The organism is Promicromonospora sp. NPDC059942, from assembly GCF_042731755.1.
In the GTDB taxonomy this organism is placed as follows: domain Bacteria; phylum Actinomycetota; class Actinomycetes; order Actinomycetales; family Cellulomonadaceae; genus Promicromonospora.
Genome location: NZ_JBHWLR010000008.1, coordinates 78,619 through 97,145, shown reverse-complemented (window position 1 = coordinate 97,145; position 18,527 = coordinate 78,619). Strand labels below are relative to the sequence as shown.

Sequence of the window (18,527 nt, the reverse complement as noted above, 5' to 3'; positions counted from 1 at the left end):
CATCGGGGGTGGAACCTGCCCACATCACGGCCGTCACAGGACGGATCAATCGGTCAGGTCGACAATCACCGGGACGTGGTCCGACGCGCCCTTCCCCTTGCGCTCGTCGCGGTCGATCGCGGCGCCGGACGCGCGTCCGGCGAGCGCGGGCGAGGCCCAGCAGAAGTCGATCCGCAGCCCCTTGTTCCGCGGGAACGCGAGCTGCTGGTAGTCCCAGTAGGTGTAGGTGTGCTCCTCCGGGAGGAACTTGCGGGTCAGCTCCGTGTACCCGGCGTCGCCGAAGGCCTCGAACGCGGCCCGCTCCGGCGGGGACACGTGGGTCTTGCCGGCGAAGTCGGCGGCGTCGTAGACGTCGGTGTCCAGCGGGATCACGTTCCAGTCCCCCGTGAGCGCGACGGCGTCGCCGGCGTCCGCCCAGGTCCTCGCGGCGGTCCGCAGGGACTCCAGCCAGGCCAGCTTGTAGGCGTAGTGCGGGTCGTCGAGCGCCCGGCCGTGCGGCACGTACAGGCTCCACAGGCGGACGCCGCCGCAGGTCGCGCCGATCGCCCGCGCCTCGACCGGTGGGGCGACGTCGAGCAGGGCATCGGGACCGTCGTCGGCGACCGCCTTGGCGAAGCCGGGCTGCCCGGGGAACTGGGTGGCGACGTCGTCCAGGCCGACGCGCGACGCGATGGCGACGCCGTTCCACTGCGACAGCCCGAAGTGCGCCACCTCGTACCCGGCGGCCTGGAACGCCGCGGTGGGGAACTGGTCGTCCCGGCACTTGGTCTCCTGGATCGCCAGGACGTCGGTCTGCGACCGGTCGAGAAAGGCGAGCACACGGTCGACCCGCGTGCGGATCGAGTTGACGTTCCAGGTAGCGAGGCGCACGCCGACAGCCTATTGGTGGCCGTCCTCGGCGCCAACGTACACGCTGACCGATGGCACGTGGAGTAGAAGACCGATAGGCGGTGGATTCAGCGACCGGTAGCGGGCGGAGTGTTGGCGTGATAGAAGTTGGAGTCAACGACTGTTAGCGAACGGAGCGGGTGTGACCGACTACGAACGGCGGGTGATGGACGACCGTCTCGATGAACTCCAACCGCACTTGCGCGCGACCTCGATCTACGGGCCGAAGGGCGTCGGTAAGACGGAGACGGCACGCCGCCGCGCGACGACGGTTCTGCGCCTTGACCAGGAGAATGAACGCCAGCGCCTCATGGCTGATCCAGATCTCCTCCGGACCCTGCCTGGTCCAGTCCTGGTCGACGAGTGGCAGCGGTGGCCGGAGTCATGGGACAGGGTTCGTCGAGCCGTGGATGACGATGCCCAACGAGGTCGGTTCCTGATCACGGGTAGCTCCGCGCCTCGGGGCGCGACCGTGCATTCTGGCGCGGGGCGCATCATCGGCATGCGTATGCGGCCGATGAGCCTGCTCGAACGTGGCGTTGCTTCGCCGGTCGTCAGCTTGACCGAGCTTCTGCGCGGCGACGCAGCGGGCATCCGTGGTGAGACGGGCGTCGTACTGGGCGACTACGTCGAGGAAATCGTCGCCTCAGGCTTTCCGGGGATTCGTGCGGAACCGACCCCAGGGCTCCGTCGGGAAGCAATCGAGGGGTACATCGCGCACATCGTGGATCGGGAGTTCGCCGAGCAGGGATACCCGGTCCGCCGTCCCGAGAACCTGCGCGCGTGGCTCGCTGCCTACGGCGCAGCGTCGTCCTCGACTGCGAAGTACGTCGAGATCCTCGACGCGGCGACACCGAACCAAGGTGAGAAGCCTGGGAAGTCCGCCACGATGGTCTACCGGGACGCGCTGTCCGGCCTTTGGCTGCTCGACCCGACCCCGGCGTGGATGCCGGTCGTCAACCCCCTGTCCCAGCTCGGGCAGGCGAGCAAGCACCAGCTGGCAGATCCTGCGCTTGCCGCGCACCTGCTCAAGCTGGACGTCGATGCGCTCATGACTGGGCGGGGCGACTTCGCGGCGCTGGGGGGTGGTTCGATGTTGGGAGCATTGTTCGAGTCACTGGTCACCCTGGACGTTCAGGTCTATGCACAGGCCGCTGAGGCGTCCGTGTCGCACTTTCGCGACGCAAAGGGCCGGCACGAGGTTGATCTGATCGTCGAGGGCCAGGGCCGACGGCTGGTCGCGCTCGAAGTGAAGCTCACGGCGTCTCCGGGGGACAAGGACGTCAGGCACCTTCTCTGGTTGAAGGAGAAGCTGGGCGACGCATTGACCGACATGGCTGTCATCACCACCGGCAAGTACGCCTACCGCCGCCAGGACGGCGTCGCTGTGATTCCCGCCGCACTTCTCGGACCCTGATTATCGAGCCGTTTCACCCCGACTACCCTGGTCGTGTGCAGATCCTCACCGGGCGTCGTGCCCTCGGCGCCGTCGTCGTCCTCACGTCAGCGGCCCTGGTCACGGCATGCAGCGCCGGGAGCTCGTCCGGTGGTGCCTCGGCGGGGCGCACCGACGTCGTCGTCGGGCTGACCGGGGAGCCGACCAACCTCGACTTCACCACGACGTCCGGCTCCGCGATCCCCCAGCTGCTGATGAACAACGTGTACGAGGGCCTGGTGACCATCGACCAGGAGGGCGAGGTGCAGCCGCAGCTCGCCGAGTCCTGGAAGATCAACGGGGACCGCACGGAGTACACCTTCACGCTGCACGACGGCGTGACGTTCTCCGACGGCTCCGCCTTCACCGCGGACGACGTGGTGTCGTCGGTCGGGCGGGTCCAGGACGACTGGACGCTGAGCCTGAAGTCGAAGATGGACGTGGTCGAGAGCGTCGAGGCGGTCAGCGACACCGAGGTCGTCGTGACGCTGGCGCACCCCAGCAACGCGTGGCTGTTCGACATGGGCACGTCCGTGGGCGCCATGTTCCCCGACGACCTGTCCGTCGACCTGGCCACCGAGGCGGTCGGCACCGGTCCCTACACGGTCGAGGAGGTCGCGACCGGCGAGCACGTCACGCTCGCAGCCCGCGACGACTACTGGGGCGAGGCGCCCGCGCTCACCGAGGTCACCGTGCGCTACTTCGCCGACGCCAACGCGCAGGCCAACGCGGTCCGCGCCGGCGACGTCGACATGGCGTACAACATGCAGGCCCCGGACCTGATCTCCGGCCTGGAGCAGGACGAGGACCTCCAGGTGATCGACGGCACCTCGACGGGCGAGGTGCTGCTCTCGCTGAACAACGCCAAGCCGCCCTTTGACGACGTCCGCGTGCGCCAGGCGGTCATGTACGCGATCGACCGCAAGGCCGTCCTGGACACGGCGTGGGCCGGGCACGGCCAGCTCATCGGCTCGATGGTGCCGCCCACCGACCCCTACTACCAGGACCTCACGGGCTCCTACCCGTACGACCCGGACCGGGCGCGCGAGCTGCTGGCCGAGGCCGGCGCCGAGAACCTGAGCATCACGTTCGACGTCCCGACCCGCCCCTACGCGGAGGCCGTCGCCCAGGTGGTCGTCTCGCAGCTCAAGGACGTCGGCATCGACGCGAAGATCGTCCCGGCCGAGTTCCCCGCCGTCTGGCTCGACAAGGTGTTCACCGAGCACGACTACGAGATGTCCGTGATCCTCCACACCGAGGCCCGGGACATGCTCACGATCTTCGGCGATCCCGACTACTACATCGGCTACGACAACCCGGAGCTCGCGCAGGTGGCCGAGCGGGCGGACGAGGGCAGCCCCGACCAGTACGTCGCGGGCATGCAGGAGGTCGCCCGGATGATCGTGGACGACGCCGCGAGCGACCCCCTGTTCCTCTTCCCCAACACGGTCGTGGCCGACGCCGCCCTGACGGGTATCGCGGCGAACGCGACCACGGAGTCCATGGACCTGACCGGCCTGCGCTGGTCGGACAGCTGATCCGGCGCCCCGCCGGACAACGCCGTGGCCAGACACCTCGCGTCGCACGTCGCCCAGCTTGCCACCACGCTGCTCGTGGCGACGGCGGCAATCTTCGTGCTGCTGCGGGTGCTGCCCGGCGACCCCGCCGTCGTCGCCCTCGGGATCGACGCGACCCCGGAGGCGCTCGCGGCCTGGCGCGCCGAGCACGGCACGGACGGCCCCCTGGTGGTCCAGTACCTGAGCTGGGTCGGCGGGCTGCTCACCGGTGACCTCGGCACGAGCTACGTCACGTCGCAGGACCTGACGCCGCTGGTCGCGGACCGGGTGCAGGTCACGGGCATCCTGGTGCTGCTCGGCATGCTGATCGCCCTGGTGGTGGCGGTGCCGCTGGGCACGCTGGCCGCCGTCTGGCACCGGAACGCGGGCGGCGTGACGCTCTCCGCGGTGAGTCAGGTCGGGGTGGCCGTGCCGAACTTCCTGGTGGGCGTGCTGCTGGTGTCCCTGTTCGCGGTACGGCTCGGCTGGCTGCCGTCGGGCGGGTGGACGGCGCCCGTCGACGGGCTCGGCGAGTTCTGGCGGCACGTGCTGCTGCCCGCGGTCGCACTGGGCTCCGTGCAGGCCGCGATCATCACGCGGTACGTGCGCAGCGCCGTGCTGGAGATCATGCGCGAGGACTTCCTGCGCACCGCCCGCGCCAAGGGCCTCACGTTCACCGGCGCGCTGGTGCGGCACGGGCTGCGGAACGCGGGCGTGCCGATCGTGACGGTCGTCGGGGTGCAGATCGCGTCCATGCTGATCGGCGCCGTGGTGATCGAGCGGGTCTTCGCCGTGCCCGGTCTCGGCAGCCTCCTGCTGGACTCCGTGGGCAACCGCGACCTGCTGGCCGTGCAGTCCATAGTGGCAGTGCTCGTGGTGCTGGTGGTGCTGCTCAACTTCCTGGTCGACCTGGCCTACACCCTGCTGGACCCCCGGCTGAGGAGGGCGGCATGAGCGGCGCGGCCCGACGGCCCGGCCCGGCCCGACGCCGGGGCCGCGTGCACCCGCAGCTCGTCATCGGCGCGGTGCTGGTCGGGCTCGTGCTGGTCACGGCGCTCGTGTCCCTGGTCTGTACCCCGTACGACCCCGAGCACGCCGGCACGGACCGGCTGCTGCCGCCGGGCGCCGAGCACTGGTTCGGCACCGACCGGTTCGGCCGCGACGTGTTCTCCCAGGTCATGGCCGGTGCGCAGATCACGCTGCTCGTCGGGCTCGTGGCGGTCGGGATCGCCGCCGTGGTCGGCGTGCCGGTCGGCGTGCTCGCGGGGATGCTCCAAGGGTCGGGCCGCGGGCGGCCCGCCGCGGTGCTCATGCGGGGCAGCGACATCCTGCTCGCGTTCCCCGGCCTGCTGCTCGCGATCGTGCTGGGCGCGGTCTACGGCGCGGGCACGGTGACGGCGATGGTCGCGCTCGGCATCGGCTCGATCCCCGCCTTCGCGCGCGTCGCCCGCGGCGGCACCCTGCAGGTGATGCGCTCCGACTACGTGCTCGCCGCCCGCGCGGCGAACCGGGGGAACCTCGCGATCGCAGCACGGCACGTGCTGCCCAACATCGCCGGCACGGTGCTGGTGCAGTGCTCCGTGAACTTCGCGATCGCAGTGCTCGCCGAGGCCGGGCTGTCGTTCCTGGGCCTCGGCACGCCCCCGCCCACGCCGTCGTGGGGCCGCATGCTGCAGGAGTCGCAGCAGTTCCTGGGCGTGGCCGACCACCTCGCGATCGTGCCGGGCGTGGCCATCGCGGTGGCAGTGCTGGGCTTCAACCTCCTGGGCGACGGCCTCCGCGACGTCCTGGACCCGCGGCTGGCGAACACCGGGCCCGCGGCCGAGCACGTCGCCGCCGGCCCGGACGTGGGCCCCGACGCCGCCTCCGGCGTCGGCCCCGAGCCGGACGAGGCCGCCGCGCGGCCCGCCCTCGACCTGCGCGGGCTGACCGTCCGCACCCGGAGCGGGCGGGCGCTCCTGTCCGACGTCTCGCTGCGCGTCGCCGCGGGCGAGCGCGTCGGGCTGATCGGCGAGTCCGGGTCGGGCAAGACCATGACGGCACTCGCGGCGCTGGGCCTGCTGCCCGACGGCGTCTCGGCGACCGGGCACGTCGGCCTCGCCGGGGTGGACGGGAACCTCCTGGACCGGGGCGAGCGCGCGCTGGCGCGGCTGCGCGGCAGGGAGATCTCGATGGTCTTCCAGGAGCCGATGACGGCCCTCAACCCGCTGATGCGCGTGGGCCGCCAGGTCGCGGAGGCGATGACGGTGCACGGCGTCCCGCACGGGACGGCGTCGCGCAGGGCGGCGGACCTGCTGGCCGAGGTGGGCCTGCCCGACGGCGCGGCCCGGCGGTACCCGCACGAGCTGTCCGGCGGGCAGCGGCAGCGGGTGGTGCTGGCGATGGCGCTGGCGAACGACCCGGCGGTGCTCGTGGCCGACGAGCCGACCACGGCCCTCGACGTCACCGTCCAGCGCCAGGTGCTCGACCTCATGACGCGGCTGGTCAGCGACCGGGGCGCCGGGCTGCTGTTCATCACGCACGACCTGGCCGTGGTGTCCCAGGTGTGCGAGCGGGTGGTGGTGCTGCTCGACGGCGTCGTGGTCGAGGAGGGGCCGGTCGCCGAGGTGTTCGCGCACCCCCGGCACGAGTACACGCGGCGGCTGCTCGCGGCGTCCGCCCTCGAACCGCTGGCGGCGGAGACCACCGGGCCGGCGGAGGCCGCCGCGGAGCCAGGAGCCGGCGCGGCGCCGAGCGCGACCACGCCACCGTCGTCGGGCCCCGGCCCCCTCATCCGCGTCGAGGACGTGACCCGTACCTACGCGAGCCGCGGCGAGACCGTGCACGCCCTGCGGGGAGTGTCGCTGGAGGTCCGCGCGGGGCAGCGGTTCGGCATCGTGGGCGAGTCCGGGTCGGGCAAGTCGACGCTGCTGCGCATCATCTCCGGGCTGGACCGGGCGACGTCGGGCCGCGTCATCAGCGCGGGCGTCGACCTGAGCCCTGCGGACACCGGCGCTGCGGACACCGGCTCGGTGGGGTCCGCTGCGTCGGGCCGCGCGCGCTTCGGCGGCGGGCCGACGACGGCGCCCGACCTCGGCGACCTGCGCGCCGCCCTGCAGCTCGTGTTCCAGGACCCGTACGGCTCCCTGGACCCCCGCATGACCGTGGGTGACATCGTGGCGGAGCCGCTGCTCAACCCGGCGAACGTCCGGGAGGGCGGCCCCCGGACCCCGGCCGCCCGGCGGGAGGCGGTGCGCGAGATGCTGGACGCCGTCGGCCTGCCGCTCGACGCGGCCGAGCGGTACCCGCACCAGTTCTCGGGCGGGCAGCGGCAGCGCATCGCGATCGCGCGGGCCCTGGTGTGCCGGCCGCGCATCCTCGTGGCGGACGAGCCGGTCAGCGCGCTCGACGTCTCCGTGCGGCGGCAGGTGCTGGACCTGCTCGCGCGGCTCGCCGACGAGTACGCGCTGACGCTGCTGCTGGTGTCGCACGACCTCGGCGTCGTACGGCACGTCTGTGACCACGTCGCCGTGATGCACGACGGGCTGATCGTGGAGCAGGGGCCCACCGCCCAGGTCTACGACGACCCGGCGCACGAGTACACGCGGCGCCTGCGCGCGGCGACCCCGCTGCTCCGCTGAGCTCGTCCACAACCTCCTGACCTCCCTGTTCGTCTGCCCTGCTGCGGGCGGCACCTGCCGCCCATCCCTGGCGAAGGAGACAGCAGATGCGTGTCAGAACAGGTGCGGCAGTGGTGCTCGCCGCAGTCCTGGCGGGCGGGGGCGCGGCGGCTTCCGCCGCGGTCCCGGCGAACCCACCGGGAGCCCCGACGTCCGCGGCGACCCCACGGCCGGCCACGAGCGGGTCCACCCCGGCGACCGTCACGCTGATCACGGGTGACCGGGTCACCCTGACCCGGTCCGCCGGTCACCCCCGGCTGGTCGGCATCGAGCACGGGGCGGGGCGCGAGGGCGTCGTATTCCTCCAGCGGCTGGTGGACGACCGGCTGTACGTCATCCCGACGGACGTGGCCGGGCTGGTCCCGGACCGTCTGGACCGGGCGCTGTTCGACGTCACCGGCCTGGCCGACGCCGAGCGGGACCAGTCCTCGGGCACCGTCCCCGTCATCGTCCAGGCGGCGCCCGGCTCCGGCGGGGCGGCGAAGGGCGCGCGGGCGGCGTCGGCCGAACCCGACTGGGCGGACCTGGGCATCGAGCCCGAGCGCGAGCTGGAGTCCGTGGACGCTGTGGCGGCGGACCTCGACCGGGCAGCGGCGTCCACCCTGCTGTCCGCCCTCCAGGAGCCGCCGGCGGACGCCCGGACGTCGTCCGCCCCGGCATCCGACCTGAAGGTCTGGCTCGACGCGCCGGTCGAGGCGCTCGACGCGGACTCGACGCCCCAGATCGGCGCGCCCGAGGCCTGGGCCGCCGGGTACACGGGCGAGGGCGTGACCGTGGCGGTCCTCGACACGGGCGTGGACACCACCCATCCCGACCTGGACGACGTGCAGGTCGGCGCGCGCGACTTCACCGGATCGGGCAGCACCGCCGACCGCGTCGGGCACGGCACGCACGTCGCCTCAATCGCACTCGGTTCCGGAGACGCGTCCGGGGGCGTGAACCGCGGCGTGGCATCCGACGCCGACCTGCTGGTCGGCAAGGTCCTGGACGACGACGGTTACGGCCAGACGTCCTGGATGATCGACGGGATGGAGTGGGCCGCCGGCGAGGGAGCCGACGTCGTCAACCTCAGCCTCGGCCAGCCCGGGAACTACAGCGACGGGACGGACCCCGGGTCCCTGGCCCTGGACGCGCTGAGCGCCGAGCACGGCACCCTCTTCGTCGTCGCCGCGGGCAACGAGGGGGAGTACGGCAACGGGACGGTGACCGCGCCCGGGTCCGCCGCGTCCGCCCTCACGGTGGGGGCTGTCGACGACTCCGACGAGGTCACCTGGTTCTCCAGCCGCGGGCCGCGCGCCGGGGACGACGGCCTCAAGCCGGACGTGACTGCCCCGGGCGCCGCCGTCGTCGCGGCCCGGGCGGCGGGCACGGCGATGGGCACGGTCGTGGACGACGACCACGTCTCCGCCTCGGGGACGTCGATGGCCGCCCCGCACGTCGCGGGCGCTGCCGCGGTGCTCAAGCAGGCCCGGCCGGAGCTCACGGGCCAGGAGATCAAGGCGATCCTCATGGGCTCGGCCGAGCCCACCTCCGGGACGGTCTGGGAGGAGGGCGCCGGCCGGATCTACCTGCCGACCGCCCTGGCCCAGCGGGTCGAGGCTTCGCCCGCGTCGCTCTCCTTCGGCACCCTCAGGTTCCCGCAGACGGGGTTCGAGACGCGGACCCTCACGTACGAGAACCCGACGGGCGCCGAGGTCACCCTCGATCTCGAGGTCGACGCGACCGGCCCGGACGGCGTGCCCGTGCCGACCGGTGCGCTCACCCTCTCGGCGGCCTCGTTGACCGTGCCCGCGCAGGGCACCGCCACCGTGGACGTCACCGTGGACCGCACCACCGGCGGGGCCGGGCGGTCCTCGGGGGCGGTCGTCGCTGCCGCTGTCGGCGGCGGCGAGATCCGCACCGCCCTCGGCTGGTCCAAGGAGTCCGAGCGCTACGACCTGACGATCGAGGCGGTCGGCAGGGACGGCGAGGCGCACGACGGCGAGGCGGGCGTGCTGAACGTCGACGACGGCACCGTGCTCAACGACTCCGTCCAGCTCGACGGCGGCCGGAAGACCCTGCGGGTCCCGACCGGGACGTACTCGATCCTCGGTGACCTGTACGAGCAGGACGCGGACGGCGAGATCACCGAGCTGACGACGGCCGTCGAGCCCGAGATCGAAGTGACGGCGGACACCACCGTGCTCCTCGACGCGCGCCGGGCAGAGCCGGTCACCGTCACCACCGAGCGGCCGGCGGACCGGCAGTCGGTCACCGTCGGCGTCTTCCGGACCGACGTGCCCGACGGCCACCTCAACGGGCGCCGCAACACCGTTCCCGGTGACACCGACGTCTACCTGACGCCGACCGGTCCGGCGTCCGAGGGCGGCCTGGACCTGAGCGTGGGGTTCGCCCTGGCCGCACCGACCACCGGCGAGCAGGCTCCCGCGTACGTGTACGACCTGATGTACGTCCAGGACTCCGTGAAGACGCCCGCGTTCGCGGCGACGTCGGAGAACACCGCGGCGGTCCAGGTCGGTCACGCCGATCTCGGTCCTGGCGCCCAGGTGCGGGGCTCACGGTTCGCCGAGGCCCCCGGGAGGTGGTGGATCAATCGTCCCGAGTACCGTCGGGCGGTCGACCCGGGCAGTGTCCGCACCGAGTACGTCAGCCCGGACGTGAGCTGGTTCGGTGGCTCCAGCATCGTGCCGGATGACGGCTCCGAGGCGGTGTACTTCTACGACGAGGGCCGCGTGTACGCGCCGGGCGAGGAGGTCACGGAGACCATCGGCCGTGCGGTGATCAACGCCCGGCTCCGCGCGGACGGCCTGTTCCAGACCCAGGGCGACTCGCTCGCCCTGGTCGTCCCGGGGTGGACCGACGCCGACGGGCACACGTCCTCGGGGTACGAGCTGTCCGACCACCTGGCGGTGTGGCAGGACGGCGCCCAGGTGGTCGACGTCGACGGCTACCGGGCGGACGTCCCCGTCCCCGCCGGAGGAGCCGACTACCGCGTCGTCCTGGACGGTGAGCGGGACCTGAGCTGGTGGAACCGGTCCACGAGGGTGAGCACCGAGTGGACCTTCCACGCGGAGCCCGCGGGTCTCGGTGCCGATCCGGTCGACCTGCCCGTGCTGGACGTCGCGCTCGACGTCGACGGCATGGACCTGGCGAACACGGCACCCGCGCGGACCAGGGCCACCGTGACCGTCGGGCACCAGGCCGGCAGCTCGGGCGGCAAGGTCACCGAGGCCCGGCTGTGGTGGTCGCCGGACGACGGTGCCACCTGGCGCAAGGCGGCGCTGCACCGGACCGGCGCGGGCGTCTACGCCGCTGACCTACGGGTCCCGGCGGGTACGGAGCACGTCTCGCTCCGTGTCGGGGCCAAGGACCGGGCGGGTACGACGATCCGGCAGACGGTGGTCCGCGCCTACGGCGTCCGCTGACCCGCCGCCGCAACCCCAACGAACTGGGCGCACGCGGCGTCTGCCCTCGTGAAGGCGGTGTTCGACCGCCGGCGTCCTCACGAAGGAGACAGGCAGATGCGCGCCAGAACGGGTGCAGCGGCAGCGGCGATCGCGGTGGCGGTCGCGCTGGGTACGGGGGTACCGGCGTGGTCGTCCGGGGGGACGGGGTCCGGCGGGGCGGACGCCGGTGCGGCGGGCGGGACGGCGGCCGCACCGGCGTCGTCCGCGACCGTCACCCTGATCACGGGGGACCAGGTCGACGTCGGGCGGTACCCCGACGGCCGCAGGTCCGTCACGGTGCGGCCCGCCGCGGGCCGCGAGGGGATCGCCTTCCAGAAGCTGGTCCAGGGCGACCGCGTGCAGGTGATCCCCGGCGACGTCGCCCGCCTCGTGCCCGACCGCCTGGACCCGGCGCTGTTCGACGTCACGGGCCTCGTCGCCGCCGGGTACGACGACGGGCACCGGGACACGGTCCCCGTCATCGTGCAGGACGCCGCGGTGGCGGACGCGGCGGCCACCGCGTCCGCCACCCCGGACGGGACCGGCGCCGCGGCCTCGGCCCGCCTCGCGCAGCGCGACGAGCTCGACTGGGCGGCGCTCGGCCTCGAACCCGAGCGGAGCCTGCCGTCGGTCGGCGCGGTCTCGGCCGACCTGGACCGGGCCGCGGCCGCCGACCTGCTCGCGACGCTGGACCTGGCTCCCGCGGCCCGCTCGGCGGCGCCGTCCGCGCCTGGTGCGCCGGCCACGCCGGCCGTGAAGGTCTGGCTGGACGGCCACGTCGAGGCGCTCGACGTGGACTCGATGCCGCAGATCGGCGCGCCGACCGCCTGGGACGCCGGGTACACCGGCGACGGGGTGACCGTCGGCGTGCTCGACTCCGGCATCGACGCGACCCACCCCGACCTCGACGACGTGCTCGTCGGGGCGCGCGACTTCACCGGCTCCGGCGACACCGTGGACCGGTACGGCCACGGCACGCACGTGGCCTCGATCGCCCTGGGCTCGGGCGAGGCGTCGGACGGCGACAACCGCGGCGTGGCGCCGGGCGCCGACCTCCTGGTCGGCAAGGTGCTCGACGACTTCGGCGGCGGTGAGGCGTCGTCGATCATCGACGGCATGGAGTGGATCGCGGAGGCCGGCGCGCAGGTGGTGAACATGAGCCTCGGCGAGTCCGAGCGCTACACCGACGGCACGGACCCGTTCTCGATGGCCGTCGACACGCTGAGCGACCGGTACGGCACGCTGTTCGTCGTGGCTGTGGGCAACGAGGGCCTGTACGGCGCCGTCGTCCCGCCGGGGGCCGCCGACTCGGCCCTGACGGTGGGCGCCGTGGACGACGACGACCAGGTCGCGTACTTCTCCAGCCGCGGGCCGCGGCTGAGGGACTACGCCATCAAGCCGGACATCACGGCGCCGGGCGTCGAGATCGTCGCGGCCCGTGCCGCCGGCACCAACGAGGGGGAGGACACCGGCCCCTATACGGCCTGGAGCGGCACCTCCATGGCCACGCCGCACGTGGCCGGCGCGGCCGCCGTGCTCAAGCAGGCGCGCCCCGAGCTGACGGGGCCGCAGCTCAAGGCGGTCCTCATGGGCTCGGCCCGGCACACCAGCGGCGGTGCGTTCGACGAGGGCGCCGGCCGCGTCCTCGTGCCCGCCGCCCTCGCCCTGCCCGTCGTGCCGACGCCCGCGTCGCTGTCGTTCGGCGGCTTCGAGTACCCGCAGGAGGGCACCTCGACGAGGACGCTCACCTACGAGAACCCCGGCGCGGCCGAGGTCACGCTGGACCTCGCGGTCGAGGCGTCGGACCAGGACGGCGAGCCGCTGCCCGCCGGCGCCGTCACGCTCGGCGCCGCGTCCCTGACGGTGCCCGCCGGGGGCACGGCGACGGTCGACGTCGGCGTCGACCCCACGGTCGGCGCCGTCGAGCGCCGCTACTCGGGCGCGATCACGGCCACGGACGCCGAGGGTCGCGAGATCCGTACGCCCCTCGGCTGGTACAAGGAGCCCGACCTCGCGGACCTGGACGTCCGGACGCTCGGGCGTGACGGCGAGCCGCACACCGGGTCGTCGAGCGTGCGCATCGTGAACGTGGACGACCCGACGCTGTTCGACGAGCACCAGGAGATCGGCCCCGAGGGCCTGGACCTGCGGGTGCCGCCGGGCCGGTACTCGGTCACGGGCTTCCTGTGGACCACCGACGAGGAGTACGTCGTCTCCGAGGTGTCCGCCGTGCTCCGGCCGGAGGTGACCGTCGCCGACGACACCACGGTCGTGCTCGACGCCCGCGAGGCGCGCGAGCTCACCGTGTCCACCCACCGGCCCGCCGAGGTCCGGTGGATCGCGCTGGAGGACACCCGGACCACGGCGGCGGGCGACGACCCGTACGGGTTCGGCACCGTGGTGGGGGACGAGGCGAAGGCGTACGCGACGCCGACGGACGCGCCGGTCACGGTCGGCACGTACGACCTGCAGACCCACTTCGTCCTGGAGCAGCCGGTGGCGGCGGGCCGGGCGCCGTCGTACACCTACGACCTGCTGTACACGCAGGACGTGGTGGACACGTTCCGCTTCCGGGCGACAGCCCGCGACACGGCCGCGGTCACGACCACCTACGCGTCCCTCGGCGCCGACCACCACGCCGAGAGCGCCCGGGTCAGCACCGCGCCGGGTCACCAGTGGGGCTCGGCCGTGGGCAGCCCGGTCACGATCCCGGGCCGGCGCACCGAGTACCTGAGCGCGAACGGCGTCGCCTGGGGCCACCAGGTGTACACGGGCTCGGCGGACGACACGCAGCAGGGCTACTTCGACGCCGTGGCGCGCACCTATGCGCCCCGGGAGAAGGCCCGGACCACGGTGGGCGGCGCCGTCCTGAGCACGCGGGCGGGGTCGGGCGCGTTCACGATCACCGACGACACGCTCGGCCTCCGCCTCGTGCCCTGGAGCGACGCCGAGGGGCACCCGTTCGAGTCCTTCGGCGGGCAGAGCATGCGTCTGCGGGTCTGGCAGGACGGCGAGGCCGTGCTCGACCAGAAGCGGCCCTCGGCCGAGGTAGCGATCCCCGCGGGCGGTGCCGCGCACCGCGTGGTCCTCGACGCGAGCCAGGACGCGCCATGGTGGGGTCTGTCCACGCGGACGCGCACCGAGTGGCGGTTCCGCGCGGCGCCGGATGCCGGCCCGGCCGTGCTCGACGTCGGCTACGTGGTCAAGGGCCTCGACGTGCGCAACGCGGCACCCCGCAGCACGCGGGTCACGCTCACGGCGGGGCACCAGGCCGGCGCCCCGGACGGCGTCACGGCCGGCACCCCGGACGGCCGGTCCGCCAAGCACCGGGTCACGTCCGCCCGTCTGTGGTGGTCCGCGGACGACGGCGCGACCTGGCACGCCGTGCCCCTCGCCGACCGGCGGCCGGGGACGTTCACCGGGACGGTACGGGTGCCGCGCGGCACCGAGCACGTGTCGCTCCGGGTCGAGGCGCGGGACGCGTCGGGCGGCACGGTGAAGCAGACGGTGACGCGCGCGTACGCCGTCCGCTGACCCGCCGCCCCACCGCCGCCCATGGCAGACGTACAGGTCCCCCGGTGACCTGTACGTCTGCCACGGGCGCGGGCGTCTGACGCGTCCGCGGTCTCGCGGTGGGATCGTCGAGACCTGTTACCCCGGCGCGCGAGCGGACATTCCAGTACGTGACGACCTTACGAAGTCTTCCCGACGGCGATCCTCCGTCGGACGAGGACCGGATCACCGAGCTCTGGCGCGCGTACGCCTGGCGCGTCCAGGCCTATGCCCTGCGCCACGTGGAGCCGCACGACGCGCAGGAGGTGGTCTCGGAGACCTTCCTCGTCGCGTGGCGGCGCCTGGCGACCCTGCCCGGCGACCCGCTGCCCTGGCTCTTGGTAGCCGCGCGCAACGTGGTGCGCAACCAGCGCCGCGCCGCCCGACGGCGCAGCGCGGCCGAGGGGGAGCTGGTCCGCCTGGCGCGTGTCGCCCGTGCGGTGGAGGACACGGTGGTGACCGTGAGCCGCCGCGACTCGATGATCGCGGCGCTCCTCCGGCTCGCGCCGAAGGAGCGCGAGGCCCTGCTGCTCACCGGGTGGGACGGGCTCGCGCCGGCCGACGCCGCGCGGGTGGCCGGATGCTCGGTCGCGGCGTTCAAGATGCGGTTGTCGCGGGCGCGCCGCCGGCTGGAGTCCGAGAGCGTGGAGCCGTCGACGTCGTCCGCGTCCGACGCAGGACGCCGGGCACCTGAGGCCGGTCCCGCCGGCACCGTGGCCGACCCGGCCGTGAGGAGGGCACGATGAACCGCACGCGGTACGACGACCTGTTGGAGCTCGCACCGGACGGAGCCGTGGACGACACCGGCCTGGAGGTCGCGCGCGCGACCTTCGAGCGGGGGCGGCGGCACGAGCAGGCGGACGGGGTGATCACCGTGGGCGGCCGGGAACGTCTCGTCGCGGCGGACTCGCGCCGCACCTGGGGCGTGGGACGGGTCCTGGTCCTGCTGACCGCCACCGGGCTGCTGCTCGGGATCGGTGTGGGGGCGGTCCTGGTCAACGACAGGGCGCAGCCGGCGGACGTCGGCCCGCAGATGGTGAAGCCGGATCCCCGCACGGGTTCCACCGCCTCGCCGTCGGCCACCCCGGAGGAGGACTCGTCCGCACAGTGCGACGGACCCAGCTCCAGCCTCGACGGTTCCCCGGTGATCCCGCCGTCCGAGTGGTCCGGTGTGCTCGACCACGGCTGGACGCTGCCGGACGTCCCGGTGACGGCCGCGCCGAGGGTGCACAGCGCGTCGGTGGAGTGCGCGGGGCGCGTCGCCGCCGTGGTGTTCGCCGACGCGGCAGATGGGCGGGCCGTGGCCGTGTACGCGGGCAAGATGGGGGTGGACGTCCCTCTTCCGCGCGCCTCGCTGGACCAGGCGGAGGTGGGGACACTCCCGTCGGGGGACCACTACGTGCAGTGGATCGACGAGCTCGGAGATCCCTGGACCGCCCAGGCCGGTGGCATCTCGACCGAGGAGTTCCGAGCGATCCTGCAGTCCCTCACCTACGGCCCGGACGGTTCCGCGACGGGTCCCGTGCCGGACGGCTTCGAGCAGGTCGAGGCACCGGAGGTGGAACCCGGCACCACGCTCTACCTCTGGCGGATGTACCACGACGACGTCAACTCGTACCTCTGGGTGACGTGGCCGGTCACGACGCCGATCGAGGCCGGCATCGCCGACGGGAGCGACTACGAGGCGGTCGATTTCGACGGTCGCACCGCTCTCTACGGCAAGGGTCTGCAGGGCACGGGGTCCAACCCGCCGAGCCTCAAGTGGGACAGGGACGGTGCCCGCTTCTGGCTCCTGGACGCCGGCGCGGACCTGGAGACGCTCAAGGCGCGTGCGCGTTCCGTCCAGCCCCTCGAGCTCGACGATCCACGACTGGTGCCCTTCCTGGACCGCTGACGCAGCTTCCGGCGCACGTGTCAGACGTACAGGTCACCCCGGGTGACCTGTACGTCTGACACGTGCCGAGCCCCGCGCCGGTGTAGCCTCCTGCGCGAGATGAGCGAGCACGTGACCAGCGGCGACGGCGACCTGCCCGCGCCCGACGACGGCCTCCCCGACGCCCGGGCGACGCACCACGGCAAGCCCCCGATCCGCCTGATCTACGTCCCCGGGCTCGGCGATCGCATGCCGCCGCTGGTGCACCTCCAGCGCGAGGCGCTGCGCACCTGGCGCGCCCTGGGCGTGCGCACGACGATGTTCCGCGTGCGCTGGTCGTCGGACGCCTCGTTCGAGGAGCGGCTGGACCGCCTCGACGCCCTGGTCGAGCAGTTCGAGCAGCGGGGCGAGCGGGTTGCCCTCATGGGCGCGTCCGCCGGCGCGGGCGCGGTGCTCGCGGAGTACGCCCGACGCCGCTCGATCGTCGCCGTCGTGATCATCGCCGGCAAGTTCCTCGAACCCGAGGACATCATCAAGCCCGTGCTCGAACGCAACGCGCCGTTCGCGCAGTCGCTCTCCGCGGTGCCGAAGCTGCTGGAGGAGCTGGGCCCCGACGACCGGGCCAAGATCCTGAGCCTGCGCTCGGCGCGGGACGGCGTGGTCGACGACGAGGACACCCTGCTCGAGGGCGCCGTGAACGAGACGATGCGCGTGGTGGGCCACGTGATCGCGATCGGGTACGCGCTGATGTTCCGGGCCCGCCGGGTCGTCCGGTTCCTGCGCGAGGTCGTGACCGACTGAGGCGGACCCCTGCCGTTCCGCGGGTCCGGGTGCTACCGTGTCTCACATCGTGAGCACCTTCCTCTGTACCTGCTGTCGCCGCTGAGCGGTCGCCCACCGGGCGACCCCCTGGCGCGTCTCCTCGCGCCGCCGACAGCAGCTCCTGCTCACATCGCATCCCCGTGCGCACGCGCCGGGCTCCCGCACTCCTCCGTCCGGAGGCCGGGAGCACCTGGCGGAGGTGTCTGTGGATGTCGGGGCGGCCGCCGTCGGCGCACCCACCCGGCACCCTCGAAAGGACCCTCACCATGCCCGGCATCCCCGTACTGGACCTCTCGCTGCTCGACGGCGACCGCGACGACCAGGCCCGTTTCCGTGACGAGCTGCGGCGCGCCACCCACGAGGTCGGCTTCTTCTCCCTGGTCGGCCACGGCGTCCCGCGCGACCTGATCGACCGCGCGTACGCCACCGCCCGCGAGTTCTTCGCGCTCCCCGAGGAGCAGAAGCGCGCGATCGAGAACGTCCACAGCCCCCACTTCCGCGGCTGGACGCGGATGGGCGGCGAACGCACGCTCGGCCGCGTGGACCAGCGCGAGCAGATCGACATCGGCGCCGAGCGGCCGGCGGTGCCCGCCGGACCCGGCGTTCCCGACTACTGGGTCCTGGAGGGACCGAACCTCTGGCCGGAGGCGCTCCCGGCCCTGCGCGAGGTCGCCGAGGAGTGGCTGAGCCGGCTCGACGGCGTCGCGACCCGCCTGCTGCGGGCCTGGGCCGAGTCGCTCGGCGCGCCGTCGGAGACGTTCGACGCCGTGTTCGAGCGGCCCTCGCCCCACCTGAAGATCGCCCGCTACCCGGGGGTCGAGGCGGCCGCGCCCGCGCAGGGCGTCGGCGCGCACAAGGACCTCGGGGTGCTCACGCTCCTCTCCGTCGAGGACGGCAAGGCGGGCCTCCAGGTCGAGAAGGACGGCGAGTGGCTCGACGTCGTCCCGCCCGCCGGGGCGTTCGTCGTGAACATCGGCGAGCTGCTGGAGATCGCGACGGACGGCTACCTCAAGGCGACCCTGCACCGCGTCGTGTCCCCGCCGGCGGGCACCGAGCGCATCTCGATCCCGTACTTCCACGGGCCCGCGCTCGACGCGACGATCCCGGACGTCGAGCTGCCGGAGTCGCTCCGCGCCGCCGCGCCCGGCGTCACGCTGGACCCCGCGAACCCGCTGCACGCGGTGTTCGGCGACAACTGGCTCAAGAGCCGGGTGCGGGCGCACCCCAACGTGGTGGAGGCGCAGCACCCGCACCTGCTCCAGGCGGCGGCCGGGCGCTCGGAGTAGCCGGCCTTAC

General features: G+C 73.4%; 11 protein-coding genes. 10 read left to right on the top strand and 1 reads right to left on the bottom strand.

The window, feature by feature from the left end:
* Positions 1-45: 45 nt before the first annotated feature.
* Complete coding sequence (locus ACFV9Q_RS14760; RefSeq protein ID WP_377235020.1) at positions 46-870, bottom strand: exodeoxyribonuclease III; 825 nt, start codon at positions 868-870, stop codon at positions 46-48.
* Between the two features lie 160 nt (positions 871-1,030).
* On the opposite strand from ACFV9Q_RS14760, the gene ACFV9Q_RS14755 reads away from it, so the two are divergent.
* The 10 genes from ACFV9Q_RS14755 (at position 1,031) to ACFV9Q_RS14710 (ending at position 18,517) form a co-directional block, all read left to right on the top strand.
* Positions 1,031-2,305 carry an ATP-binding protein gene (locus ACFV9Q_RS14755; RefSeq protein ID WP_377235019.1) on the top strand — a complete coding sequence of 425 codons (1,275 nt, stop codon included), beginning with the start codon at positions 1,031-1,033 and terminating at the stop codon, positions 2,303-2,305.
* 35 nt (positions 2,306-2,340) lie between these two features.
* The gene (locus ACFV9Q_RS14750; RefSeq protein ID WP_377235018.1) at positions 2,341-3,861 is read left to right on the top strand and encodes an ABC transporter substrate-binding protein; all 1,521 of its coding nucleotides are present in this window, start codon (positions 2,341-2,343) and stop codon (positions 3,859-3,861) included.
* A 24-nt stretch (positions 3,862-3,885) separates the two neighbouring features.
* Entirely contained in the window at positions 3,886-4,833 is a 948-nt protein-coding gene (locus ACFV9Q_RS14745) for an ABC transporter permease (RefSeq protein ID WP_377235017.1), read from the top strand.
* Positions 4,830-7,499, top strand: a complete 2,670-nt coding sequence (locus tag ACFV9Q_RS14740; RefSeq protein WP_377235016.1) for a dipeptide ABC transporter ATP-binding protein — start codon at positions 4,830-4,832, stop codon at positions 7,497-7,499. Before ACFV9Q_RS14745 ends, ACFV9Q_RS14740 begins: the two co-directional genes overlap by 4 nt.
* Positions 7,500-7,585: 86 nt before the next feature.
* Complete coding sequence (locus ACFV9Q_RS14735) at positions 7,586-10,963, top strand: S8 family serine peptidase (RefSeq protein WP_377235015.1); 3,378 nt, start codon at positions 7,586-7,588, stop codon at positions 10,961-10,963.
* Positions 10,964-11,059: 96 nt separating this feature from the next.
* Entirely contained in the window at positions 11,060-14,518 is a 3,459-nt protein-coding gene (locus ACFV9Q_RS14730) for a S8 family serine peptidase (protein ID WP_377235014.1), read from the top strand.
* 149 nt (positions 14,519-14,667) lie between these two features.
* A complete protein-coding gene (locus ACFV9Q_RS14725) occupies positions 14,668-15,282 on the top strand; it encodes an RNA polymerase sigma factor (RefSeq protein WP_377235013.1) in 615 nt (204 codons plus the stop codon).
* Positions 15,279-16,430, top strand: coding sequence for a hypothetical protein (locus ACFV9Q_RS14720; RefSeq protein WP_377235012.1), 1,152 nt, complete (start codon positions 15,279-15,281; stop codon positions 16,428-16,430). The genes ACFV9Q_RS14725 and ACFV9Q_RS14720 overlap by 4 nt, the downstream gene beginning before the upstream one ends.
* A 99-nt stretch (positions 16,431-16,529) precedes the next feature.
* A complete protein-coding gene (locus tag ACFV9Q_RS14715) occupies positions 16,530-17,210 on the top strand; it encodes a hypothetical protein (protein ID WP_377235011.1) in 681 nt (226 codons plus the stop codon).
* A 287-nt stretch (positions 17,211-17,497) separates the two neighbouring features.
* Positions 17,498-18,517 carry an isopenicillin N synthase family dioxygenase gene (locus ACFV9Q_RS14710; RefSeq protein WP_377235010.1) on the top strand — a complete coding sequence of 340 codons (1,020 nt, stop codon included), beginning with the start codon at positions 17,498-17,500 and terminating at the stop codon, positions 18,515-18,517.
* Positions 18,518-18,527: the final 10 nt, after the last annotated feature.